The sequence below is a fragment of the Pseudomonas sp. EA_5y_Pfl2_R50 genome, assembly GCF_963970475.1.
Lineage (GTDB): Bacteria > Pseudomonadota > Gammaproteobacteria > Pseudomonadales > Pseudomonadaceae > Aquipseudomonas.
The window spans coordinates 258,206-281,882 of the sequence record NZ_CAXAPT010000001.1 but is presented as its reverse complement, the minus strand read 5'-3'; the positions used below and the strand labels follow the sequence as shown (position 1 = coordinate 281,882).

Here is a 23,677-nt window from a genome sequence, read left to right as displayed (position 1 = left end):
GGACTGTGCGACTGCGAGCCTGCCATCGCGAGCAGGCTCTGCTTGATACCCTCAATCTCAAACCTGTAAAGATCCCCACAATGTTTTGTGTGGCGCTGACAAAACAGGCATAAAAAAACGCCGCTCATCTCACGATGGGCGGCGTTTTTTATTGCGTTGCAGCGTTAGGCTTGAACGACCGGGATGTTGGCGTTCGCAGCAGCTTCACGGAACTCGGCGATCTGGTCGAAAGACAGGTAGCGGTAGATGTCGGCCGCCATGCTGTCGATCTTGCCAGCGTATTCCATGTACTCCTCGACGGTCGGCAGGCGACCCAGGATCGAAGCCACGGACGCCAGCTCAGCCGAAGCCAGGTAGACGTTCGCGCCGTCGCCCAGACGGTTCGGGAAGTTACGGGTCGAAGTCGACACCACGGTGCTGTTCGGCTCAACGCGTGCCTGGTTACCCATGCACAGCGAGCAGCCTGGCATTTCCATGCGTGCGCCGGCCTTGCCGTAGATGCCGTAGTAGCCTTCTTCGGTCAGTTGGTGAGCGTCCATTTTGGTCGGCGGCGACAGCCACAGACGGGTTGGCAGCTGACCCTTGACCTGATCCAGCAACTTGCCGGCAGCGCGGAAGTGACCGATGTTGGTCATGCACGAACCGATGAACACTTCGTCGATCTTCTCGCCAGCAACGCTGGACAGCAGACGGGCGTCGTCCGGGTCGTTCGGCGCGCACAGTACAGGCTCGCTGATGTCGGCCAGATCGATTTCGATGATTTCGGCGTATTCGGCGTCGGCATCGGCTTCCATCAGTTCCGGGTTGGCGATCCAGGCTTCCATCGCTTGAGCACGACGCTCCAGGGTACGCGCGTCGCCGTAGCCTTCGCCGATCATCCAGCGCAGCAGGGTGACGTTGGATTGCAGGTACTCGGTGATCGACTCTTTCGACAGCTTGATGGTGCAACCGGCTGCCGAACGTTCGGCCGAGGCGTCGGACAGTTCGAACGCCTGCTCCAGGGTCAGACCTTCCAGACCTTCGATTTCCAGGATGCGGCCGGAGAAGGCGTTTTTCTTGCCTTTCTTCTCGACGGTCAGCAGACCGTTCTGGATAGCGAAGTAAGGAATCGCATGAACCAGGTCACGCAGGGTGATGCCAGGTTTCATTTTGCCTTTGAAGCGCACCAGGATCGATTCCGGCATGTCCAGCGGCATGACGCCGGTGGCTGCGGCGAACGCGACCAGACCGGAACCGGCCGGGAACGAAATGCCCATCGGGAAACGGGTGTGCGAGTCACCACCGGTACCGACGGTGTCTGGCAGCAGCATGCGGTTCAGCCACGAGTGGATGATGCCGTCGCCCGGACGCAGGGAAACGCCGCCGCGGGTCATGATGAAGTCAGGCAGGGTGTGGTGGGTGGTCACGTCGATCGGCTTTGGATACGCCGCGGTGTGGCAGAAGGACTGCATCACCAGATCAGCCGAGAAGCCCAGGCACGCCAGGTCTTTCAGTTCGTCACGGGTCATGGGACCTGTGGTGTCCTGAGAACCTACGGTGGTCATCTTCGGTTCGCAGTAGGTGCCAGGACGAACGCCTTTGCCTTCGGCCAGACCGCAAGCCTTGCCGACCATCTTCTGCGCCAGGGTGAAACCCTTGGTGCTTTCAGCGGGCGCTTCAGGCTTCTTGAACAGATCGAACGGCGGCAGACCCAGTTCGGCGCGAGCCTTCTCGGTCAGGCCACGGCCGATGATCAGCGGGATACGACCGCCGGCACGGACTTCGTCCAGCAGCACAGGGGTCTTCATTTCGAAGGTGGTGATGACTTCGTCGGTACCGTGCTTGCAGACTTTGCCAGCGTGCGGGTACAGGTCGATCACGTCGCCCATGTTCATGTTCGATACGTCGAACTCGATTGGCAGTGCGCCGGCATCTTCCATGGTGTTGTAGAAGATCGGAGCGATTTTGCTGCCGAAGCAGAAACCGCCAGCGCGCTTGTTCGGCACGTAAGGAACGTCGTCGCCGAAGAACCACAGAACCGAGTTGGTCGCGGATTTACGCGAAGAACCGGTACCGACCACATCACCGACGTAGGCGATCGGGAAGCCTTGACCGCGCATTTCTTCGATCTGCTTCATCGGGCCGATAGCGCCCTGCTGATCAGGAACGATGCCGTCGCGGGCCATTTTCAGCATGGCCAGGGCGTGCAGCGGGATATCGGGACGCGACCAGGCGTCTGGAGCAGGGGACAGGTCGTCGGTGTTGGTTTCGCCGGTGACCTTGAAGACGCGCAGGCTGATCTTGTCGGCCAGGGTCGGACGGTTCTTGAACCACTCGCCGTCAGCCCAGGATTGCAGCACTTCTTTGGCGTGAGCGTTACCGTTTTTGGCTTTTTCCGCGACGTCGTGGAACGCATCGAACATCAGCAGGGTGTGCTTGAGTTGCGCGGCAGCGACTGGCGCCAGCTCGGCGTCGTCCAGCAGGTCAACCAGAGTGACGATGTTGTAGCCGCCCTGCATGGTGCCGAGCAGTTCTACAGCGCGCTTTTTGTCCAGCAGAGGGGAGGAAACTTCGCCCTTGGCCAGTGCAGAGAGGAAGCCGGCTTTGACATAGGCCGCTTCGTCCACGCCTGGTGGAATGCGATTGGTGATCAGGTCAACGAGAAATTCTTCTTCGCCAGCCGGAGGGTTTTTCAGCAGCTCGACCAGGCCTGCTGTTTGTTCGGCGTTAAGCGGCTGGGGAACGATACCCAGGGCTGCACGCTCTTCGATATGTTTGCGGTAGGCTTCAAGCACAGTTATTACCCTCATCAGTGGTCCCAAATGGGTGTCCGGGACGCTCATCCCGAAATGGTCGTACTCATGCGCTGCGTGGCGTTGTGGGCCACTTAGCCAGAATTACCGACCATTCCTTACAGAAGCTGCTTTCAAAGTTTTACGCCTGCAGAACGGGGAGCTGATGAGGGTTGGCGCTGGATTTTTCCCCGCTGGAAAAACCCCTCGCCAACACCGCTCTGAAGGAACGACTGTGCTCGTGACGCTTTGAAAACAGCTTCTAACGGACATTGGCGCCTTAAAAGGCTGGCTGATTCTACGGCAAAAAAAATTTAAAGGTAAGTTCGTCCCTGAAGTTTGAGGGGTGATGAATGTTAGACAAAGGGCTAACATGCCGACCTGTTCCGCGTTTCAGTGCCTTTGCCTACTTTATGCCCAATCAGACCATCAAGACTCCCTGCGTCGGCCTCTGCTCCACTGTTTACGGTGATCTGGTGTGCCGTGGCTGCAAGCGTTTCCACCACGAAGTGATCCATTGGAACGGTTACGACGAGGAAGAGAAACGTGCGGTGTGGTTGCGTCTGGAACAATTGCTGTCACAAGTGATGGCGGCCAAGGTCGAGATTTTTGATTCGGCGCGCCTGCGCGCTCAGCTCGAACAGCGCAAGATCCGCTTTGTGCCGCATCAGTCGGAATATTGCTGGGCCTATCAGCTGATCGCCCGAGGTGCGCGGGTGATCATTAATCTGGAAGCCTACGGGATGGTGTTGCTGCCGGAGTTCCGCGACTGGAACCTGCCAGAACTGCGTGATGCCATTGATCGGGAGTTCTTCCTGCTGTCGGAAGCGCACTATCAGCGCTATATCGCCCCCGGGTTTCTTAAAGACGCCTTTGGCGCCTGAAGATCAAAAGCTTCGCGAACAAGCCTGCTCCCACCTTGGATTGATGTCGTTCACAGATCCAGTGTGGGAGCGGGCTTGCTCGCGAAGAGGCCGGTTCAGGCACTGCAATAGTCAGTGTTTCACCGCCAGCTCAACCAGATGATCCTCAACCTCCTGCGGCTTGAGCACCAGCACATCGCTCTCGAGTTCATCCAGCACCACTTCTGCGGTATTGCCGATCAACGCCCCTGACAACCCCGTCCGCGCCACTGTGCCAATCACCGTCACCGCCGCCTGCAGCTTGTGCGCCATAAACGGAATCAACACGTCCGCCGGGCCTTCCTCGATGTGCAGGTGTTCATCATCGACATCGAATTCCGTCTGAAACGCCCGGCATTGCTCGCGATAGCGCGCCTCGATGGTTTCGCTCAGTTGCAGCGTCGGGTCGGCCGCCGACAACATCGGTGAGGGATGCGCCGCGATCACATGCAGATGCGCCTTGGCCAGACTGGCAATGTCATAACCGTGATCAATGATGGTCGTGTGCAAATGCCGGTGTTCGCCATCGGCATTGCCGACATCCACCGCCGCCAGAATCACCTTGTCCTTCCACGAGCCGGCAGTTTTCACCAAAAGCACCGGGGTAGGGCAGTGGCGCAGGAGCTTCCAGTCCGCCGGGGTCAGCAGGGCCTTTTTCAGTGAACTGTCCGGGAAGTGCTGTTTGATCACCAGCCCGCAACCCTCGGCCTGCTGCACATCGATGATGGTTTCGTGCAGGCTCTCGTTCCACGCCTGCTCGGTGGTCACGCTGTAACCGTCCGCCAGCAGCGCGGCTTTGAGCACACTCAGCATGGCGGCGTGGTCGTGCTTCCTGTCACACACCAGCAGGTGCAGATGGGCCTGGGTCACACCGGCGATCAACTTGGCGCGCTTGAGCGCCAGGCTTTCCGAATGTTCGGGGTTGATGACCACCAGAATGCTGCGAATGGCTTGCATGAGCGGAGTCTCCAGCAAAGAAAAGGCACGGCGTTGCACAACTATAGTTGCTGCTTGATCGTGCGCGACTTGATGCATATCAACGCCAGCGGCTGGTGGTCTGCGGACAGGCCGGTATAATCGGCGCCCTTCGCTCGAACACCATTAGCCGTGAGCCCCATGATCCTTCCCGAAATCCACGAATTCCTTGGCTGCCGCACCCCCGACGCCTGGGTTCAGGCTGCACTGGCCGATCAGGAAACCCTGCTGATCGACCACAAGAACTGCGAATTCAAAGCCGCCAGCACCGCCCTGAGCCTGATCGCCAAGTACCATTCCCATGTCGACCTGATCAACATGATGTCGCGCCTGGCCCGGGAAGAACTGGTGCATCACGAACAAGTCATGCGCATCATGAAGCGCCGCAAGATCGAATTGCGCCAACTGCACGCCGGTCGCTATGCCTCCGGCCTGCGCAAAGTGGTACGCAGCCACGAACCGGTGAAGCTGGTGGATACGCTGGTGGTTGGCGCCTTTATCGAAGCGCGCAGTTGCGAACGCTTTGAAGCGCTGGTGCCGCATCTGGATGAGGACCTGGGCAAGTTTTACTTTGGCTTGCTCAAGAGCGAGGCGCGGCACTTTCAGGGCTATTTGAAGCTGGCCTACCAATACGGTGACGCGAAGGACATTGCCCAGGTGATCGAGAAGGTTCGTGCAGCCGAGCAAGCGCTGATCGAATCGCCGGATGAAGAATTTCGCTTTCACAGTGGTGTGCCAGTGCAGGTCTGACAGCGGTACAGCACGGCGCTCAAACTACAGAAACCGCCGCCCCGGTTGACCGCCGGCGCCCCGAGCATCGCGGGGAGCGCTAAACAGCGCTGTTCAGATCAAAAGCACCTGATTGTTAAAAACTCTTAAGAGTATGAAACATCACCCGAAACCGGTCCCGGCGGCCGGTTTTTGCTGCCTGCTGTAAACGCCTTGCCCGCGATTGCCGCCATAATGTCGACCCCCTTAACACATGGCTCGGCAGACGGTATGGATAACCTCGGTTTTGGCAAGGTCCTGCTGGTGGAAGACGATGAGCGTCTGGCAGCGTTGATTGCGCACTTCCTCGAACAACACGGTTATGCGGTGCGCACGGTACATCGTGGCGATCTCGCCGTGGCGGCTTTTCTGGAGTTCCAGCCGAAAGTGGTGGTGCTTGACCTGATGTTGCCGGGGCAGAGCGGATTGCACGTGTGCCGCGAGATTCGCAGTGTGTCGGACACACCCATCGTGATCCTGACGGCCAAGGAGGACGACCTGGACCACATTTTAGGTCTGGAGTCCGGTGCCGATGACTATGTGATCAAACCGATCAAACCGCCGGTGTTGCTGGCCCGATTGCGTGCGTTGCAACGGCGGCAAACGCCGGACAGCAGCGTGGTCAGCATGCTTGAATTCGGAAACCTGAAGATCGACCGCAGTTGCCGTGAAGTGCGCCTGGCGGGCGAACTCATTGAAATGACGACGATGGAATTCGAATTACTGTGGCTGCTGGCGAGTGCGGCGGGCAAGACGCTGTCGCGTGATGACATCCTCAATCGCATGCGCGGTATTGCCTTCGATGGGCTCAATCGCAGCGTCGACGTGTACATCAGCAAGTTGCGCAACAAACTCAAGGACAACCCCCGCGAGCCGGTTTGCATCAAGACTGTGTGGGGAAAAGGCTATCTGTTCAATCCGTTTGCGTGGGAGTTGTAGATGCTGCGGTTATTCTTCGGGTTGTTTCTGGTGATGACGCTGGGGTTGGTGCTGGCCTTGCAGACGGTCGAGCGCACGTTCGACGCGTTGCTCGATTACCAGCAGCGCGATTACAACCGCGAGGCGGTGCGCGGTCAGGCCTGGACACTGGCGCAACAGTTGCGTGATCTCGACGGTACGGCCCGGGAGCAACAGCTCGAATCGATCCGCCCGCATTACGGCCTGGGGCTGACACTGGTCGATGGCGCGCAACTGAACCTCAGCAATACGGAAAAAACCGAACTGGCCCAAGGGCTGCTGGTGATTCGCGACAAGTACACCCAGTACATTTCAGCCATCGATGACGGCCCGCAACTGCTGAGCATTCGCCTGCCCGCCGAGCCGAGTCTGATGCCGTTCTACATCGCCGGCGCGTACCTGATGATTGCCGTGGTGATCGGCATCGTCCTGTTTTTCTGGGTGCGCCCGCATTGGCGGGATCTGGAGAAGCTGCGGCTGGCGGCGGAGCGCTTCGGTGATAACGATCTGTCGGCGCGCATTCAATTGTCGAAGCGCTCGAACATCCGCGATCTGGCTGAACACTTCAACCTGATGGCGGCGCGCATCGAAGGCTTGATCGCCAATCAGCGCGAACTGACCAACGCCGTGTCCCATGAACTGCGCACGCCCATTGCCCGGCTGTCGTTCGAGCTTGATCAGCTCAAGCAACAGCCGGATGCGAGCCAGAATCGCGAGCTGATCGCGGACATGTACGCCGATCTTGGCGAACTGGAGGAAATGGTTTCCGAGCTGCTGACCTACGCCAGCCTTGAACGCGGCGCCACGGTGATCAAGCGCGAAAACATTCAGGCGGCCAACTGGCTCGACAGCGTAGTCGGCAGTGTGGCGTTGGAGGCGGAAGCGGCGGGGGTGCAGTTGTTGATCGGCGACTGTCGGCTCGACACCGTGCGCATCGAGCCACGCTTCATGGCGCGGGCGGTGATCAATCTGCTGCGCAACGCGATTCGCTACGCCGAGCAGCGGGTGGAAGTGACGCTGCTGCGCGATGGCGATTATTACCAGGTGCAGGTCAACGATGACGGGCCGGGCGTGCCGGTCGATGGGCGGGAGAAGATTTTCGAACCGTTCTCGCGGCTGGATGCGAGCCGGGATCGGCGCACCGGTGGGTTTGGCCTGGGACTGGCGCTGGTGCGGCGGGTGTCGCAGTCCCATGGCGGGCAGGTTGAAGTCGGTGATTCGCCCTGGGGTGGGGCGTCGTTTCGGATGACCTGGGCACATCTGGACGAGTGAAGTGGTCGGTGCTGGCCCCTTCGCGAGCAAGCCCGCTCCCACAAGGGGATCGTGCGCCCCCACATTCTGGAATGCATTCCCCTGTGGGAGCGGGCTTGCTCGCGAAGAACGATAACGCGATGCCACTGGACGCACACCCGACACGCCGTCAGCATGTCCCCAAAAAAAGGCCTCTCAACCCATGCGCCGATTACCTTCGCTGGCCGCCCTCAGAACCTTCGAATGCGCCGCCCGCCACGCCCATTTTGGCCGTGCCGCTGCGGAGCTCTGTGTCACTGATAGCGCCGTCAGCCACCAGATCCGTCAACTCGAAGAACAACTCGGCGTCTCGCTGTTCATCCGCGAAGGCCGGCAGATTCGTCCGACCATCGCTGCCGGACGCCTGATGCAAAGCCTGCAACAGGCCTTCGAACTGATCGGCGATGCCTGTGATGAACTGCGTGATCCATCCTCACTGGCCGTGCTCAGGCTGGCCGTCACCGCAGAACTCGCGCAAAAGTGGCTGATGAGCCGTCTCAGCGATTTCTACGCGCGCTATCCGCACATCACTTTGCACCTCTACGAACAACCCATCGATGCGAGCGCGCCCGGCGAGGACATCGACCTCGCCATCACCTACGGCACCGGCCCGGCAGACAGCAGCGCCTATTTCGTCCGCCCGCTGCCGGCGCTGCAATTCTTCCCGGTGTGCAGCCCCGGCCTGTTCAACCAAGGCACCCTGAAAGCGCCGAAGGACCTGGTCCGGCACTGCCTGCTCCACGACGATCAGGACGGCAAGACCTGGACTGCCTGGCTGACCAGCCATGCCGGCGACCTGCGCCCGCAACGTCAGTTGTATTTTGCCCACGCCGGCCTGGCGCTGGAGGCCGCCGCGCAAGGACAGGGTGTGGCGATGGGCGACAACCTCACTGCGCAGGAAGACTTGCAGAGCGGACGTCTGGTACGGCCCTTCGCATCGAGCATGACCGCCCTCGGCCAATACGCGCTGGTCTGCGAACGGCTGCGCATGGAGCGCCCCGCCGTGGCGCAGATGCTCGAATGGTTCAACGATCAGATGACGGATTGATGAGTTGAATTCAACTGTTGCGCAATAATCATCGTTGGCGAGTGTGCCGCCACCGACCGTAGCCTGTGGTCATTCCCAACCCAAGACGAGGTTTGACCATGGCACGTTTGCTCGACTCCACCCCAAAACAGGATGGCTTCCGTCTGCCCGGCGAATTCGAAGCCAAGTCCGGCTGCTGGCTCGGCTGGCCGGAGCGTACTGACGTCTGGCGCAACGGTGCCAAGCCTGCGCAGAAAGTCTGGGTGCAGATCGTCACCGCCATCTCCCACAGCGAACCGGTCACCGTCTGCGCCTCCGCTGCGCAATTCGCCACCGCCCGCCGCCAGTTGCCGCCGCAGGTGCGGGTGGTCGAGATGACCTGTAACGACACCTGGTTCCGCGACAGCGGCCCGTGTTTCGTGGTCAATGACCACAGCGGCGAAGTGCGTGGCGTCGACTTTGAATTCAACGCCTACGGCGGCCTCGACGGCGGCCTCTACTACCCGTGGGACAAGGACGACCAGATCGCCGGCAAGATCCTCGAAATCGAACGCTTCGACCGCTACCGCGCGCCGCTGATTGCCGAGTTGGGCGGCATTCAGAGCGACGGCCAGGGCAGCCTCCTCACCACCGAACAATGCCTGCTCAACCGCAACCGCAATCAGCATCTGGGCAAGGATGAAGTAACCCGACGCCTGACTGATTACCTCGGTGCCGAACAGGTGATCTGGTTGCCACGCGGCTGCAAGTTCGACGAAACCGACGGCCACGTCGATGACCTTGCCTGTTTCGTCCGTCCCGGCGAAGTGGTGCTGCAGTGGACCGACAACCGCGACGACCCGCAGTGGGAAATCTATCAGGAGGCCTACGACATCCTGCGCAGCACGCGCGACAGCCGGGGCCGCGAGCTGATCGTGCACAAACTGCCGCAGCCGGACGTGCTGGAGTGGACCGCTGAAGAAGCCGACGGCCTCGACCGGCAGGACAGCACCCACACCCGCCAGGCCGGCACGAAAATCTGTGCGTCTTACATCAACTACTACGCCGGCAACAGCTCGATTGTGGTGCCGCTGTTCGGTGATCGTAACGACACGGTGGCCCTGGCGACGCTCGCCGAACTGTTCCCGCAGCACAAGATTGTCGGCATCGAAAACTCCCGGGAGATCCTTCTGGGCGGCGGCAACGTCGCGTGCATCACCATGCCGCAGTATGCCGGCCTGAAAAAAGGAGCCTGAACATGCGCCTGCACAAACTGACTCAAGCGTTATTGCTGGTGCTTGCACCCCTGTGTGTGCAGGCCGCCGACACCGCGAAACCGGTGGTCAACCTGTATATCTGGGGCGAGTACCTGGCCCCGGATACCTTGAAGAATTTCGAGGCGAAAACCGGGATTCACGTGGTCGCCGATCACTTCGATTCCCTTGAAACCGTCGAGACCAAACTGCTCACCGGACGCAGCGGCTACGACCTGGTGCTGACCGCCGGCCAGCACCTGTCGCGGGCCATCGAAAGCGGCGCCATCCAGCCACTGGACAAGGCCCAAGTGCCGCACCTGGCCGGTGTCGGTGAAGAGTTTCGCCAGCACATGGCGGCGTTCGATCCGGGCAACCGTTACGCTGGAATCTATGCCTGGGGCACTACCGGCGTGGGCTATCAGCAAGAGGCGATCAAGCAGCGCCTGGCGGACGCGCCCACCGACAGCTGGGCGATGTTGTTCGATCCGGCCGTGGTGTCGAAATTCGCTGATTGCGGAGTGAGTCTGCTCAACGACCCCAATGAAGTGTTCGCGGCGGTCATGAAGTACATGGGCCTGGACATCAACCGGCAGAACCTTGACGACCTGAAACTGGCCGAGCAGCAATTGGCAAAAATCCGGCCCTACATCCGCTACTTCGATAACGACTTGAACATCAGCGATCTGGCCAACGGCAACACCTGCGTGGCGATGTCGTGGAACGGCAACGTGGCGATTGCGGCGGGGCAGGCGGAGGCGGCGAACAAACCGTTCAAATTGAGTTACCACATCCCGAAAGAAGGCACGTTGATCTGGTTTGACGCGATGGTCATTCCCAAGGACGCGCCGCACCCGCAGGCCGGGCTCGCGTTGATGGATTATCTGATGACGCCGCAGGTGATGGCACCGATCACCGACACGATTCACTACGCCAATGCGATTACGGCGGCGGATGGCTTGGTCGATGCGTCGATTCGCAATGATCCGGGGACGTATCCCCCGGCCGAAGTCAGGGCCACGCTGTACAGCAAGAATGACAACGGCAAAGCCTTCAATCGGGCGTTGATCCGGGCGTTCAGTCGGTTGAAGTCCGGGCTGTGAACAGATGACCACCAGCCCTCTCCCTCCGGGAGAGGGCTACAGTGAGGGCGGCAGTTTCGGCACCCGCCACAAATACCACGCCGCTACTGTCCGATACGGCCGCCACGCCGCTCCGATCTCGGCCATCCGCCTGCTTGTCGGCTGCACCTCCAGGCCCTTCAACCGCCGATAACCCTCACGCACGCCAAAGTCATCCGCCGGCAGAATATCCATGCGCTCCAGGCTGTAGATCAGCAGCATCTCCACGGTCCAGCGGCCAACGCCGCGCAAACTGACCAGCCGTTCGATCAGCGCTTCGTCGTCCATGGCCAGCGCCGTGGCGTAATCCGGCACCACGCCGTCCAGCGTCGCCTGGGCGATTCCCTGCAAAGTGGCGATCTTGCCTGCGGAAAAACCGCAACGGCGCATTCGCTCAAAATCCGTTGCAAGAATCTGCTCCGGTCGAGGGAAGGTCTGGCCGGGAAACAACCCCACCAGTCGCCCGAGAATCGCATCGCCTGCCTTGGCATGCAGTTGCTGATAGGCAATCGCTCGCACCAGGGACTCATAGGGTTCGCGCGCCGGGTGCGCTTGGTGCAGGCACGGGCCGACGGCGCTGATGTGCCGCTGCCAGTCGGGATCAAGTGCGGCGAGGAACGCGCTGGCCGCTGGATAGCAATCGGACATGTTATTCAAGCAAACCGTTTACGTCGGCGTCGGCGTCGGCGCGAGCCTTGAGGTCGTGGGTGTCTAGCCCGTCGGCAAGGCCTGGCGGGGACAGCGGGGGAAAGCGGGGGCTCATCGAAAGTCCTTCTTGTGGATGAATCCAGAGGGTCAGAACGCCAAAGGTTGCGTGAGCTGCACGGCGGCGTTTTCCAGTCGCAGCAGAAACGCTTTGCGCGGTTGTCCTCCACCATAGCCGGTCAAGGCGCCGTCCGCGCCGATCACCCGATGACACGGCACCACAATCGCCACGCGGTTCTGCCCGTTGGCCAGACCGACGGCGCGACTGGCGCCGGGTTTGCCCAGCTCTGCAGCAATCGCCCCGTAAGTGCGGGTGTGGCCGTAAGGGATGTGTTGCAGCGCCGACCAGACTTGCCGGGCAAACTCGCTGCCCGGCAGGTGTAACGGCACGCTGAAGGCACTCAGCTTGCCGGCGAAATACGCCGGCAGTTGCTGCTCGATCTGCTGGAGATGAGCGTTGTGCCCCGGCGCCACCGCATAACCGTAGCGGTTTTGCAGCTCTTCGACTTCACGGGTCAGCGCCGGCCGGTCAAGAAACTCCAGTAACACCAGACCACGGCGCTCGGCCATGGCGATCATCGGGCCGAGCGGTGTGGTCAGGCGCGTGAACAATAGCGGCTCACTGCTGGCAGCGCGGCCCGGGGTGATGTGAAACGATTTCTGGAAGGCATCGCGAAAACCGCTGAGGGATTCATAGCCGGAATCGAAGGCAGCGTGATCAATCGAGGTGCCTTGCCTGATCCCGCCCAGCGCCATGCCCAGTCGGCGCGTGCGCAACCAGGCATGGAAGGTCATGCCGAAATGCTGCTTGAACCAGCGTCGCAACTTCAGCGGCTCGATGCCTTCGGCGAGCAGTTGCGCGTCGCTCCAGCGTTGCTCCGGATCGGCCTCGACCGCTTTGAGCAAGCGCTGCACCCAGTCCGGCGCGATGGCGGCGGCATCCAGCGGTTTGCAGCGCAGGCAGGCGCGGTAGCCGGCGGACAGGCACTCATCGGCGTGGGCGAAGAATTCGACGTTCTCCGGTTTCGGTTTGCGCGCAGTGCAACTGGGGCGGCAGAAAATCCCGGTGGTTTTCACCGCCGTGAAGAACACCCCTTCGTAAGCGGTATCGCGTTCGAGCATGGCGCGAACCATCTCGGCGTGTGGCGGCAGGACAGCGGTCTGTATGTTCATGGCTTGAGAGTAAATCCGCTTTGTCGATGGCTCCACCGAAAAATCGACAGCGAATTTTCCGCTCGCTGAACTATTGTGTGAGCTGCCGAAAGATTGCGAGGAATGCCTGATGCAGCCGTTTTCCATTCAACAGATCGACCACATTGTCCTGCGTGTCGAAAACTTGCAGCGCAGTATCGATTTCTACGCTCGGGTGTTCGGTGCCGAGGTGGTCAAACATAACGAGCCGCTGGGCCTGGTGCACCTGCGCGCGGGAACGTCGATGATCGATCTGGTCGACCTGGCCGGCGAACTCGGCCGCAAGGGCGGCGGCGCGGCGCAAATCGAGCGGCGCAACGTCGACCATTTCTGCCTGCGCATCGAGCCGTTCGATGAGCCGGCGTTGACCGCCCACCTGCAATCCTGCGGTTTGCACGTCGACAAAGCCGCCCGGCGTTTTGGCGCCGAAGGTTATGGCCTGTCCTTGTACTGCTTTGACCCGGATGGCAATCAGGTCGAGCTCAAAGGGCCGTCCGAAGCTTAGCGCTCAAGCGTGCCGAAAGCCGTATCGGGTGGCATTGCTGACCCACAGCAGGTTGTTCGGGCCGGGGGCCATGTTCAGGGCGAAGCAGGCCGACATGTCGCGCTACAGGCGTAATCGCTTCGAACTTTTCCGATTCTGCGGAACTCTGAACGGTCAGAGGCGGGTGGTTTCGTCAGAAAAAAACCATCTGACAGGTCAGAAAGGGCTCATGCCGTGTAATATCTGGCCCTCGATTAGCGAACCCCGCATGGCCCCAGGCGGCCCCACCAAGAGCGAAATACATGCAAGCAAAGGCCCGTGAAGTTTATGTGCCACTGGTGCTGCAAGATCTGCGAACCGGCACTGCCGAGCTGCACATCGCACTGGAAAAACGCCTTCCCTTTTTCTCCGATACCCTCGATTTGCACGCCTTCGAGCGACTCATGCAAGCCTATTACGGCTTCTATCTGCCGCTGGAGGATGCGCTGCTGAACAGCCATTCAATCCCGCCCGATCTTGATCTGGCCCCCCGCCTCAAAGCGCCCACCCTGCGTACCGATCTGCAAGCGCTGGGCATGTCCCCGGCAGCACTGGAACATCTGCCGCTGTGTCAGCAGTTGCCACGCATCGACTCCAGCGCCGCCTGCCTCGGTGTGTTGTACGTGCTGGAAGGGGCGACGCTCGGCGGGCAGATTCTGCGCCGTGAAGTTTCCGCCCGACTGGGCCTTGAAGCCAACAACGGCGCGGCATTTCTCGACATCTACGGTGCCGTCACCGGGCGCCGCTGGCGCGATTTCATCGAATACCTGGGTGGCTTCCCGCTTGCCGCCGACGAGCGCGCGGCGGTCGTCGAAGCGGCCCGCACCACATTCAGTTGTTTCGAGCGCTGGCTCGAAAGCCGGGAGGTACTGGCATGACCCCGCAAGACAAAGAAGCCTTTGAAGAACTGCTGGCCAACTGCGCCGACGAGCCGATCCGCTTCCCCGGCGCGATTCAGCCCCACGGTTTGCTGCTGACCTTGAGCGAACCGGGGCTGGAAATCATCCAGGTCAGCGCCAACGTCGAAACCTTGCTGGCGCGTGCGCCGCAGGAACTGATTGGTCAGCCGTTGTCTGCGCTCATTGGCGAGGCCCACGCCGGCGCCGTGACGCAAGCGTTGCGGCAACCCGCATTCTGCGACGCCGGCCCGCTGCACTTTCATCTGAACGGCACCGCGTTCGAGGGCTTGCTGCACCGCCACCAGGGTGTGCTGATCCTCGAACTGGAAATCCACGTGGAAAACTTCCAGCCGCGCAATGTCGCCGGGATCAACACCAACCTGGGACGGATGCTTCAGCGCCTGCAGTCGGCGACCACCTTGCAGGCGCTGTATGACATCAGCGTCAAGGAAATCCAGGCGATGACCGGTTACGACCGGGTGCTGATCTATCGCTTCGAAGAGGAAGGGCACGGCCAGGTCATCGCCGAAGCGTCCGACCCGTCGATGGAAGTGTTCAACGGCCTGTTTTTCCCCGCTTCGGACATTCCCGAGCAGGCTCGCGAGCTGTATCGCACCAATTGGTTGCGGATCATCCCCGACGCCGATTACCAACCGGTGCCACTGGTGCCGAAACTGCGGCCCGATACCCAGACACCGTTGGACCTGAGCTTCGCGACCCTGCGCAGTGTGTCGCCGATTCACTGCCAGTACATGAAGAACATGGGCGTGCTGTCGTCGATGAGCATTTCCCTGCTCAAGGGCGACAAACTGTGGGGCCTGATCAGTTGCGGCAACCGTCAGCCGTTGCATGTGCCCCATGAGCTGCGCAGTGCCTGCCAGACCATTGGGCAGGTGTTGTCGCTGCAGATCAGCGCGATGGAGTCGCTGGAGCTCAGTCGCCAGCGCGAAGAGAAAGTCGAGGCATTGGCGCGGCTCAATCAGGCGATGATCGACTCGCCGCAAAATGTCTTCGATGGCCTTGCCGGCCAGCCGCAAGTGCTGATGGCCCTGGCCGGGGCCGGAGGTATCGCGATCATTGAAGACAAGCAATTGCACCGCTACGGCAACTGCCCCGAGCCCGATGACATCCGCGCCTTGCACCGCTGGTTGCAGGACAGCGGCGAGGCGGTGTTCGCCAGTCATCACCTGGCGAGCGTGTACCCGCCCGCCGTGCAGTTTCAGCAAGTCGCCAGCGGCGTGCTCGCCATGAGCCTGCCCAAACCGGTGGACAACGGCGTGCTGTGGTTCCGTCCGGAGGTGAAGGAAAACATCAACTGGAGCGGCGATCCGCGCAAGCCACTGGATCTGGAGAACTCCGACGCCGGCCTGCGCCTGCGCCCGCGCACGTCCTTCGAAATCTGGAAAGTCGAGATGGCCGGGATCTCCACCAAGTGGAGCCATGGCGACCTGTTTGCCGCCAACGACCTGCGCCGTTCGGCGCTGGAAAACGATCTGGCCCGACAAGTCCGCCGCGAGCAGGACGCGGTGCGCGCGCGGGACGAATTGGTCGCGGTGGTCTCTCACGACCTGCGTAACCCGATGACGGTGATTTCGATGCTCTGCGGCATGATGCAAAAGGCCTTCAGCTCCGATGGCCCGCACACCTCGCGGCGGATTTCCTCGGCCATCGACACCATGCAGCAAGCGGCTGGGCGCATGAATACGTTGCTCGAAGACTTGCTCGACACTTCGAAAATCGACGCCGGGCGCTACATCATCATCCCGCAGAAACTCGACGTCAGCCAGATGTTCGAGGAGGCGCAAGCGCTGCTCGCACCGTTGGCGCTGGACAAGGACATCAGTATTTCCTTTGAGGCCGACCCCGATCTGCGTATCCACGCCGACCCGGAGCGGCTGTTCCAGGTGTTGTCGAATCTGGTCGGCAACGCGATCAAGTTCACCCCGCGACTGGGCACGGTCGGCGTTCAGGCCAAATTGGTCGGTCAGGAAATTGTCTTCACTGTGCGTGACAGCGGCGAAGGGATTCCCAAGGAACACCTGCCGCACGTATTCGACCGTTACTGGACGGTGAAGGAAGGCAACCCGACCGGCACCGGTCTGGGCCTGTACATCACGCAAGGCATCGTTGAGGCTCACGGCGGGCGCATCGTCGCCGACAGTGAACCGGGGCAGGGCAGCGAGTTTCGTTTCACCGTGCCGCGCGTGGACTGACTCAGGGCAGTTTTCTTCAATACCAGAAGCAGGGCGCTGGTTACCGTGGGCGCCTTGTTCCTCGTTCTGAAGCAGGTGTGCGATGAGTCTTATTGTTTCCATGGCGGCGTTTGCACTGGTCGCGTCCATCACGCCGGGACCGGTGAATATCGTGGCGCTGAGTGCCGGTGCGCAATACGGTTTTCGCGCCAGCCAGCGACATGTGGCGGGGGCGACGCTGGGGTTTGTGCTGTTGCTGGTGCTGATGGGCCTGGGCCTGCATGAAGTGCTGACGCTGTGGCCGTTCATGACCCAAATGGTGCAACTGGCCGGGGTGGCGTTTCTGTTGTTCATGGCCTGGAAACTGGCCACCGATGACGGGCGGTTGAACGCAGAGGACGCCGGGCGGGCGCCGTCGATGCTGTACGGCGCGATGATGCAATGGCTCAACCCGAAAGCGTGGCTGGCCTGCGTGGCGGGCATGGGCGCGTTTGTCGCCGACGGCGAGGCACGGCTGGTCTGGCAGTTTGCGGCGGTGTACCTGGTGATCTGCTATCTGTCGGTGGGTTGCTGGGCGTATGCCGGGACGTTTTTGCGCGGGTATCTGAGCAATGCGGCGGGGCTGCGCTGGTTCAACCGCAGCATGGCGCTGTTACTGGCAATCAGCGCAATCTACCTGCTGCTCACCTAACCTCTGGGGAACGGGCTTGCTCGCGAGTACGGCGGTTCAGTCGACTTGTTTATTGGCTGACACACCGCATTCGCGAGCAAGCCCGCTCCCACAGTTGAGCGGTGTTGTTTCAGATGAAGTGTTAGCCGCGATACTGGCCCGGTGTGGCCGCCAGATGCTGTTTGAAGGCCCGTTGGAAATGCGCCTGATCGGCAAAGCCGGCCTCCAGCGCCACATCGGCAATGAGCTGTCCGCTGCGCAGGCGTTCACGGGCAAATTGAATGCGCTGGTTCACCAGAAACGCATGTGGCGTCATGCCGAAATGCTGTTTGAAAGCGCGGATCAGGTACGACGGTGACAGCTGCGCCGCCGCGCAGATATCGTCCAGGCTGAGCAGTTCGGTGCAATGTTCGCGGATGAACCCGGCGGCGCGTTCCAGCTTGAAGTTTGGTTCGCGCAGCGTTTGTCCCGCAGGGTTCAGGCGCATTTGCAGATCGCTGAAAAACTCCACCGCTGCGCTCTGTTTACCCAGCACGTCCTGTTGCTCGTCGACCAGTACGTCATACAGCGCCATCAGGTCGCGAAACAGCTCGGCGTCCTGCAAGTGTGTAGCGCAAAAGCGCCGGAACGCCAGATCCTTGCCGAAACCCGCCTGATGCTGCAAATCCGTCAGCCACGGCGTCTCGACGTACAGCATCACGTATGACCACGGCTGATCATCAATCGGATTGCACGCATGCACATCACCCGGATTCATCAGCACGACGGTGCCCGCCGCGACCTCGAACTGCGCCTGCTCATGCACATAGGTGCTACGCCCGGCGGTGATTGCGCCGATGGAAAAATGCGCATGGGAATGCCGTGCATAGCAGACCTCGCGGCCATCGGCGATGGCCCGCGCCTCGATGAACGGCAGAGCGTCGTCGCGCCAGAAACGCGGGGATTGTTCAGGGTTTTTGGCGGCAGCGTGTTTCATGTCGAGGGTTCCAGGCAGGCCAGCGCTCGAGTGTATTAGCTTTGGCCGTGAAATTCCTGGCCGACCTTGCTGTTGTGGGGCAGGCCGGTGATTTTCGAGTGATTGAAGATCGAACAGTAGAACGTTGCGGCGGCTTCGGCCGCCACTGCCCCTCGAAACCGGCGAAGTTCTCTTCCCGCCAGCCGTCCAGATAATCGCCCTGCGCGTGGCAAAGCGAAAGTGAGGGTGTGCCCCCTCACTTATTCCGTGTATTGACTACTGCGGGATGCGCAGCTTGTCCAGCAGTCGGTTGACCAACAGCTCGTTCAGCATGATCACCTGTTGCAGCGCCAGCAGCGGTTTACGCTCCGGGCCTCCTGTCGAGTTGGCGATGTTGCCGGCCATGGAGTGGGCGTATGAAAGCGACTCACAGGCTTCGACCAACAGGGTTTCTTCATCCAGCGTAGGGTCGACCAGATAGACGGGGCGGAATTTGGGTGAGCCTGGCGGAGCGCTCAGGGCTTCGGGGCGCAGGTAGTAGTCGAGGGCGCGGTCGGTGGCTTCTTTGACCTTTTGCGGGTCAAGTGACGGATCGTGGGAAATTGGATCGGTTTTTGGTGGGTTGGGCGTGATTTTGAACATAGATGAAGTCTCGTATCGAAATGAACAGGAGCCATCACTCTCGCTACCAAACGAAGGGTGGCGGCCATGCGCGGGTTGGTAGACCGGTCGATACGGAAACCCGGCGCTCACGAATGAGCCCCACGCATGTCCACCATATAAAACACAGCCGCGAATAAAGAGACTGAATAAGGTGGCGCCATACGGCGGTACCGACGCGGGCTACCAAACCCGATCACTGTTTTGCAGTGACAGGCAAACGATATAGCCCGGCCCATAGCCGTGTAAGCCGGCGGATTCTGGCGTACACGTAGGTAACGACGCAAGGTGTTGTAGGGGAAGTGGCGTAACGGTTTGTGTGCTTTAAACGTGATAACCGGATGACGTTTACACATGGGTAATGCCGGTGGGTGGCGGCTTTCGGTTTTGCGTGAGTCTGTGAGATTTTTCCCCCTCACCCCAGCCCTCCCGAAACGTCGGACCGCCCCCAAGGGGGGGCGAGGGGGAAAGGGAGCTGATCTTTGTGCTCTTCAAACCTGAGTTCGACTCGGTATCTCAAGTCGGTGCAACTTGCACATTCAGCGCGGTCAGTCCCCTCTACCTCTGGGAGAGGGTTAGGGTGAGGGCTGTCGGGTAATTTCAAATTCTGAAGAGGAGGTGTGACATGAATCGATTGACCGGCGGTTGCCTATGCGGCGATGTCCGTTTCGAAGTGACAGGTCAGCCTTACCGCGTTGGCATCTGCCACTGCCTCGACTGCCGCAAACGTCACGGCACGCTCTTTCACACCTCGGCCATATTTCCCGAGGATGCGTTGAAGGTCACCGGCGAAATCCGCGACTACAACGGGCGCTTTTTCTGCCCGCGCTGCGGCTCTCCAGTGTTCGCGCGTTCCGAAGATGAAGTAGAGGTCAACGTCGGATCGCTCGATGAGCCTAATCGGTTCAAACCCACCTACGAACTCTGGACCATCCGCCGCGAGTCGTGGCTACCGGCGCTTCCACTGGCTCACCACTACGAACGTGATCGCGAGAGTACAAGTCGCACTGAGGAATGATGAACGCGAGCCCCATCACTTCCCCCTTGTGGGAGCGAGCAGGCTTGCTCCCACAGGGGGGATGTGTACGGCTGCCAATGATCTCAGCCGCGAATAAACGCCAATAGATCCGCGTTAATCGTCTGCGCCTCCGTCGTCGGCATCCCGTGCGGGAACCCCGGATACGACTTCAGCGTGCCATTGGGCAGCAACTTCGCCGACAACGGCCCCGAGTTCGCATACGGCACGATCTGATCGTCCTCGCCATGCATCACCAGCACTGGCACGGTGACTTTCTTCAAGTCCTCGGTGAAATCCGTCTGCGAAAACGCGACGATCCCGTCGTAATGCGCCTTCGCGCCGCCAATCATGCCCTGACGCCACCAGTTGGCAATGATCCCCTCCGAAGGCGTCGCCCCCGGCCGGTTGTAGCCATAAAAAGGCCCGGTCGGAATATCCCGATAAAACTGCGCGCGATTCGCCGCCAGTTGCGCCTGAAAATCATCGAACACCGATTTCGGCAGCCCACCGGGATTGCTCTCGGTCTGCACCATCAACGGCGGCACCGCGCTGATCAGCACACCTTTGGCGACGTTGTCCTGACCATGCCGGGCGATGTAATGAATGACTTCACCGCCGCCAGTCGAGTGACCGACGTGCACGACATTCTTCACGCCCAGGTGATTGACCACGGCCAGCGTGTCATCGGCGTAGTGATCCATGTCGTGGCCGTCCCAGACCTGGCTGGAACGCCCGTGCCCACGGCGATCATGGGCAATCACCCGAAAGCCTTTGCCGAGAAAGAACAGCATCTGCGCATCCCAATCATCCGAACTGAGCGGCCAGCCGTGGTGGAAGTGGATCACCGGCGCGTCTTTCGGGCCCCAGTCCTTGTAGAAGATTTCGACGCCGTCTTTGGTGGTGACAAATCCCATGTTCGCGACTCCAGACCAATGTGATGGATCACCCGCGCGGCAAGCGCGGACCGGTTTTGCTCAGGATGGATTTCTGTTACGCAGGCTCAGTGCGAGCCGTTATCAACTGTAGGATTAAAGTCGACATCTGCATGACCGGTGGTCGCAACGTCTGGCTTGCGGCGCAAATTAGGCTTTGCTGAAAGGGATAAGCCGAGGCGCGCACAGGCATTGATGGCCGTAGCGACGCCCCTTCAGAACACCGTGAGTCTGAGGAAATTCCCCGATGCTGACCTTGAATATCAATGGCAAGGATCAGGAGCTCGATGTCCCCGCGGACATGCCGTTGCTCTGGGTCCTGCGCGATGTCGCGCACCTGACCGGCACAAAATTCGGCTGTGGCATGGCCCAGTGCGGGGCCTGCACCGTGCATGTCGACGGGGCACCGTTGCGCGCCTGCATCACCCCGGCGACCGCTGTGGCCCACGGGCAGAAAATCCTTACCATCGAAGGCCTGTCCACCGACGGTTCGCACCCGGTGCAGCAAGCCTGGGCCGAACTCGACGTGGTGCAGTGCGGTTACTGCCAATCAGGACAGATCATGTCGGCCGCCGCGCTGCTGGCGAAAATCCCGAAACCCACCGACAGCGACATCGATCAGGCGCTCTCCGGCAACATTTGCCGCTGCGGCACCTATCCGCGAATCCGCGCCGCGGTGAAGCGTGCGTCGGAACTCGGCTGATGGCTTTTGAGGGAGATGATCGATGAACAGTCCTGTATCGCGTCGCGGTTTTCTCAAGGCCAGCGGCGTGCTGGGCGGCGGCCTGGTGGTGGCGTTTGTCGTCCCCGGCAGCCACAAGTTTGCCTATGCGGCAGAGAATGAAGGCAAGGTGTTTGCGCCCAATGCATTCCTGCGCATTGCGGCGGACAACAGCGTCACGGTGTTGCTCGGTCATTCGGAAATGGGTCAGGGCATCTGGACTGGCCTGACCATGTTGATTGCTGAGGAACTGGATGCCGATTGGTCGAAGATCCGCGTTGAACACTCGCCGGCCTCGGCGGCGGATTACGGCATGCCGGGGTTTGGCGGCATGCAGATTACCGGCGGCTCGACGTCGACGTGGATGGAGTTCGACCGCTATCGCCTGGCCGGCGCGACCGCTCGGCAGATGCTGGTGGAGGCGGCCGCGAAACGCTTCGAAGTGGCGCCGTCGGCCATTCGCACCGAAGCGGGCGTGGTGATTGCCGGCGACAAACGCGCCACCTACGGCGAACTGGCGGACGCCGCCGGGCAGTTGCCGGTGCCGGACCCGAAATCGATCACCTTCAAGGAGGCCAAGGACTGGAAGGTCATTGGCAAACCGACCAAGCGCCTCGACACCCCGGAGAAAATCACTGGCCGCGCGAAGTTCGGCATGGACGTACAGTTTGAAGGCTTGATGACGGCAATGGTTGCGCGCGCGCCAGTATTCGGCGCCAGCGTCAAATCCTTCGAAGGTGCTGAAGCGCTGGCCGTGCCGGGCGTGCATAAAGTGGTGCAGGTGCCGACCGGTGTCGCGGTGATCGCTGATCATTACTGGGCGGCGAAGCTGGGGCGTGATGCGCTGAAAGTTGATTGGGATCTGGGCCCGAACGCCGATCTCAGCAGCGCGAAATTGCTGGAAAGTTTCCGCAAACTGGCCGCAACGCAGGGCACGTCGGCCAGTCAGGCCGGCGATGCCAAGGGCAACTTCGGCAAGGCGGCGAAGAAAATCGACGTCGAATACAGCGTGCCGTATCTGGCCCATGCGCCGATGGAACCGCTCAATTGCACTGTGAAGATCAGCGCCGAAAAATGCGAGATCTGGACCGGCACGCAGTTTCAGACCCTCGACCAGATGGTCGCCGGCAAGATCACCGGGCTGAAACCTGAGCAGGTGGAAATCCACACCGAATTCCTCGGTGGCGGTTTCGGCCGCCGCGCCAATCCGACGTCTGACTTTGTCGCCGAAGCGGTGCAAGTGGCGAAAGCCGCCGCGATGCCGGTGAAAACCGTGTGGTCGCGTGAGGACGACATTCGCGGCGGTTACTACCGTTCGATGTTTTTGCATCAGGCGAAGATCGGTCTCGGGGGCGACGGTCTGCCGTCGAGTTGGCAACACGTGCTGGTCGGGCAGTCGATCATGACCGGAACGTTGATGGAGGCGATGATGGTCAAGAACGGCATCGATCCGACCTCGGTCGAAGGTGTTTCCGACAGCCCCTACGTCAAAGGCCTGGCCCATCATCAGGTCGACCTGCATTCGCCGCAGACGGACATCAATGTGTTGTGGTTGCGCTCCGTGGGCCATAGCCACACAGGGTTCGTCATGGAATCACTGATCGATGAAATGGCCACGGCGGCGGGCAAGGACCCGGTCGAGTACCGACGAGCCTTGCTCAAGGATCACCCTCGACACCTGGGCGTGCTCAATCTGGCAGTGGAGAAGGCCAACTGGAAAGCGCCGCTGCCGGATGGCCATGCCCTCGGCGTGGCGGTGCACGAATCGTTCGGCAGCTACGTGGCGCAGGTGGCCGAGGTGTCGCAGGACAATCTGGCGATTCGCGTGCATCGCGTCGTGTGCGCGGTGGATTGCGGGATTGCGGTGAACCCGCAGAGCATCGCTGCGCAGATGGAATCGTGCATCACCTTCGGTCTGGGCATGGCACTGCACAGCAAACTGACGCTCAAGGACGGCGCGGTGGTGCAGTCCAACTATCACGATTATCAGGTGCTGCGGCTCAACGAAATGCCGGTGGTGGAGGTGCACATCGTTCCCAGCACTGACAAACCCGGCGGCATCGGCGAGGCTGGTGTGCCGCCGACCGCTCCGGCCGTGGCCAACGCGGTGTTCGCCCTGACCGGGCAACGCTTGCGCGAGTTGCCGCTGCAACTGTCGGGGGTGTGAG

21 protein-coding genes and 1 pseudogene are annotated in these 23,677 nt (G+C 60.8%); 14 read left to right on the top strand and 8 right to left on the bottom strand.

Annotation, left to right across the window (positions count from 1 at the left end; translation table 11 throughout):
* Nucleotides 1-164 precede the first annotated feature (164 nt).
* Nucleotides 165-2,774, bottom strand: coding sequence for a bifunctional aconitate hydratase 2/2-methylisocitrate dehydratase (gene acnB / locus AACY19_RS01205; RefSeq protein WP_339447868.1), 2,610 nt, complete (start codon nt 2,772-2,774; stop codon nt 165-167).
* Nucleotides 2,775-3,184: 410 nt separating this feature from the next.
* On the opposite strand from acnB, the gene AACY19_RS01200 reads away from it, so the two are divergent.
* Nucleotides 3,185-3,655 carry a DUF1289 domain-containing protein gene (locus tag AACY19_RS01200; RefSeq protein ID WP_339447141.1) on the top strand — a complete coding sequence of 157 codons (471 nt, stop codon included), beginning with the start codon at nt 3,185-3,187 and terminating at the stop codon, nt 3,653-3,655.
* A 111-nt stretch (nt 3,656-3,766) separates the two neighbouring features.
* Here AACY19_RS01200 and AACY19_RS01195 read toward each other — a convergent pair whose 3' ends face one another.
* Nucleotides 3,767-4,630 (bottom strand): universal stress protein, encoded by an 864-nt coding sequence (locus AACY19_RS01195; protein WP_339447139.1) that lies wholly within the window; start codon nt 4,628-4,630, stop codon nt 3,767-3,769.
* 159 nt (nt 4,631-4,789) lie between these two features.
* Here AACY19_RS01195 and AACY19_RS01190 point away from each other — a divergent pair, with 159 nt between their 5' ends.
* The 6 genes from AACY19_RS01190 (at nt 4,790) to AACY19_RS01165 (ending at nt 11,025) form a co-directional block, all read left to right on the top strand.
* Nucleotides 4,790-5,398, top strand: coding sequence for a tRNA-(ms[2]io[6]A)-hydroxylase (locus tag AACY19_RS01190; protein WP_339447137.1), 609 nt, complete (start codon nt 4,790-4,792; stop codon nt 5,396-5,398).
* A gap of 249 nt (nt 5,399-5,647) precedes the next feature.
* Nucleotides 5,648-6,355, top strand: a complete 708-nt coding sequence (locus tag AACY19_RS01185; protein ID WP_339447135.1) for a response regulator — start codon at nt 5,648-5,650, stop codon at nt 6,353-6,355.
* Nucleotides 6,356-7,645 (top strand): ATP-binding protein, encoded by a 1,290-nt coding sequence (locus AACY19_RS01180; RefSeq protein WP_339447133.1) that lies wholly within the window; start codon nt 6,356-6,358, stop codon nt 7,643-7,645.
* Between the two features lie 181 nt (nt 7,646-7,826).
* Complete coding sequence (locus AACY19_RS01175; RefSeq protein WP_339447131.1) at nt 7,827-8,711, top strand: LysR substrate-binding domain-containing protein; 885 nt, start codon at nt 7,827-7,829, stop codon at nt 8,709-8,711.
* Nucleotides 8,712-8,809: 98 nt separating this feature from the next.
* Nucleotides 8,810-9,925, top strand: coding sequence for an agmatine deiminase (gene aguA, locus AACY19_RS01170; RefSeq protein ID WP_339447129.1), 1,116 nt, complete (start codon nt 8,810-8,812; stop codon nt 9,923-9,925).
* A gap of 2 nt (nt 9,926-9,927) precedes the next feature.
* Complete coding sequence (locus AACY19_RS01165) at nt 9,928-11,025, top strand: extracellular solute-binding protein (protein ID WP_339447127.1); 1,098 nt, start codon at nt 9,928-9,930, stop codon at nt 11,023-11,025.
* Nucleotides 11,026-11,061: 36 nt separating this feature from the next.
* Here AACY19_RS01165 and AACY19_RS01160 read toward each other — a convergent pair whose 3' ends face one another.
* On the bottom strand, nt 11,062-11,691 hold the full coding sequence (locus tag AACY19_RS01160) for a DNA-3-methyladenine glycosylase family protein (protein WP_339447125.1): 630 nt from the start codon (nt 11,689-11,691) through the stop codon (nt 11,062-11,064).
* 147 nt (nt 11,692-11,838) lie between these two features.
* Nucleotides 11,839-12,921, bottom strand: coding sequence for a bifunctional transcriptional activator/DNA repair enzyme AdaA (locus tag AACY19_RS01155; RefSeq protein WP_339447123.1), 1,083 nt, complete (start codon nt 12,919-12,921; stop codon nt 11,839-11,841).
* 109 nt (nt 12,922-13,030) lie between these two features.
* Here AACY19_RS01155 and AACY19_RS01150 point away from each other — a divergent pair, with 109 nt between their 5' ends.
* Nucleotides 13,031-13,444, top strand: coding sequence for a VOC family protein (locus AACY19_RS01150; protein ID WP_339447121.1), 414 nt, complete (start codon nt 13,031-13,033; stop codon nt 13,442-13,444).
* Between the two features lie 6 nt (nt 13,445-13,450).
* On the opposite strand, the pseudogene AACY19_RS01145 reads toward AACY19_RS01150, so the two are convergent.
* A pseudogene (locus tag AACY19_RS01145) lies at nt 13,451-13,540 on the bottom strand (LysE family translocator); the annotation flags it as partial.
* 185 nt (nt 13,541-13,725) lie between these two features.
* On the opposite strand from AACY19_RS01145, the gene AACY19_RS01140 reads away from it, so the two are divergent.
* The 3 genes from AACY19_RS01140 (at nt 13,726) to AACY19_RS01130 (ending at nt 17,244) form a co-directional block, all read left to right on the top strand.
* Nucleotides 13,726-14,340 carry a biliverdin-producing heme oxygenase gene (locus AACY19_RS01140; RefSeq protein WP_339447119.1) on the top strand — a complete coding sequence of 205 codons (615 nt, stop codon included), beginning with the start codon at nt 13,726-13,728 and terminating at the stop codon, nt 14,338-14,340.
* Entirely contained in the window at nt 14,337-16,574 is a 2,238-nt protein-coding gene (locus AACY19_RS01135) for an ATP-binding protein (protein ID WP_339447117.1), read from the top strand. The genes AACY19_RS01140 and AACY19_RS01135 overlap by 4 nt, the downstream gene beginning before the upstream one ends.
* Before the next feature lie 82 nt (nt 16,575-16,656).
* The gene (locus tag AACY19_RS01130; protein ID WP_339447115.1) at nt 16,657-17,244 is read left to right on the top strand and encodes a LysE family translocator; all 588 of its coding nucleotides are present in this window, start codon (nt 16,657-16,659) and stop codon (nt 17,242-17,244) included.
* A gap of 121 nt (nt 17,245-17,365) precedes the next feature.
* Here the strand turns inward: AACY19_RS01130 and AACY19_RS01125 are convergent, their stop codons facing one another.
* Nucleotides 17,366-18,199 carry a helix-turn-helix transcriptional regulator gene (locus AACY19_RS01125; RefSeq protein ID WP_339447113.1) on the bottom strand — a complete coding sequence of 278 codons (834 nt, stop codon included), beginning with the start codon at nt 18,197-18,199 and terminating at the stop codon, nt 17,366-17,368.
* Nucleotides 18,200-18,454: 255 nt separating this feature from the next.
* Nucleotides 18,455-18,820 carry a DUF6124 family protein gene (locus AACY19_RS01120; RefSeq protein WP_339447111.1) on the bottom strand — a complete coding sequence of 122 codons (366 nt, stop codon included), beginning with the start codon at nt 18,818-18,820 and terminating at the stop codon, nt 18,455-18,457.
* Nucleotides 18,821-19,463: 643 nt separating this feature from the next.
* Here AACY19_RS01120 and AACY19_RS01115 point away from each other — a divergent pair.
* Complete coding sequence (locus AACY19_RS01115) at nt 19,464-19,856, top strand: GFA family protein (RefSeq protein ID WP_339447109.1); 393 nt, start codon at nt 19,464-19,466, stop codon at nt 19,854-19,856.
* An 83-nt stretch (nt 19,857-19,939) separates the two neighbouring features.
* On the opposite strand, the gene AACY19_RS01110 is transcribed toward AACY19_RS01115, so the two are convergent.
* Entirely contained in the window at nt 19,940-20,770 is an 831-nt protein-coding gene (locus AACY19_RS01110) for an alpha/beta fold hydrolase (protein WP_339447106.1), read from the bottom strand.
* A gap of 265 nt (nt 20,771-21,035) precedes the next feature.
* Between AACY19_RS01110 and AACY19_RS01105 the strand changes: the two genes are divergently transcribed.
* Both AACY19_RS01105 and AACY19_RS01100 read left to right on the top strand, forming a co-directional pair.
* Nucleotides 21,036-21,491, top strand: a complete 456-nt coding sequence (locus tag AACY19_RS01105; RefSeq protein ID WP_339447104.1) for a (2Fe-2S)-binding protein — start codon at nt 21,036-21,038, stop codon at nt 21,489-21,491.
* 22 nt (nt 21,492-21,513) lie between these two features.
* Nucleotides 21,514-23,676, top strand: coding sequence for a xanthine dehydrogenase family protein molybdopterin-binding subunit (locus AACY19_RS01100; protein WP_339447102.1), 2,163 nt, complete (start codon nt 21,514-21,516; stop codon nt 23,674-23,676).
* Nucleotide 23,677: the final 1 nt, after the last annotated feature.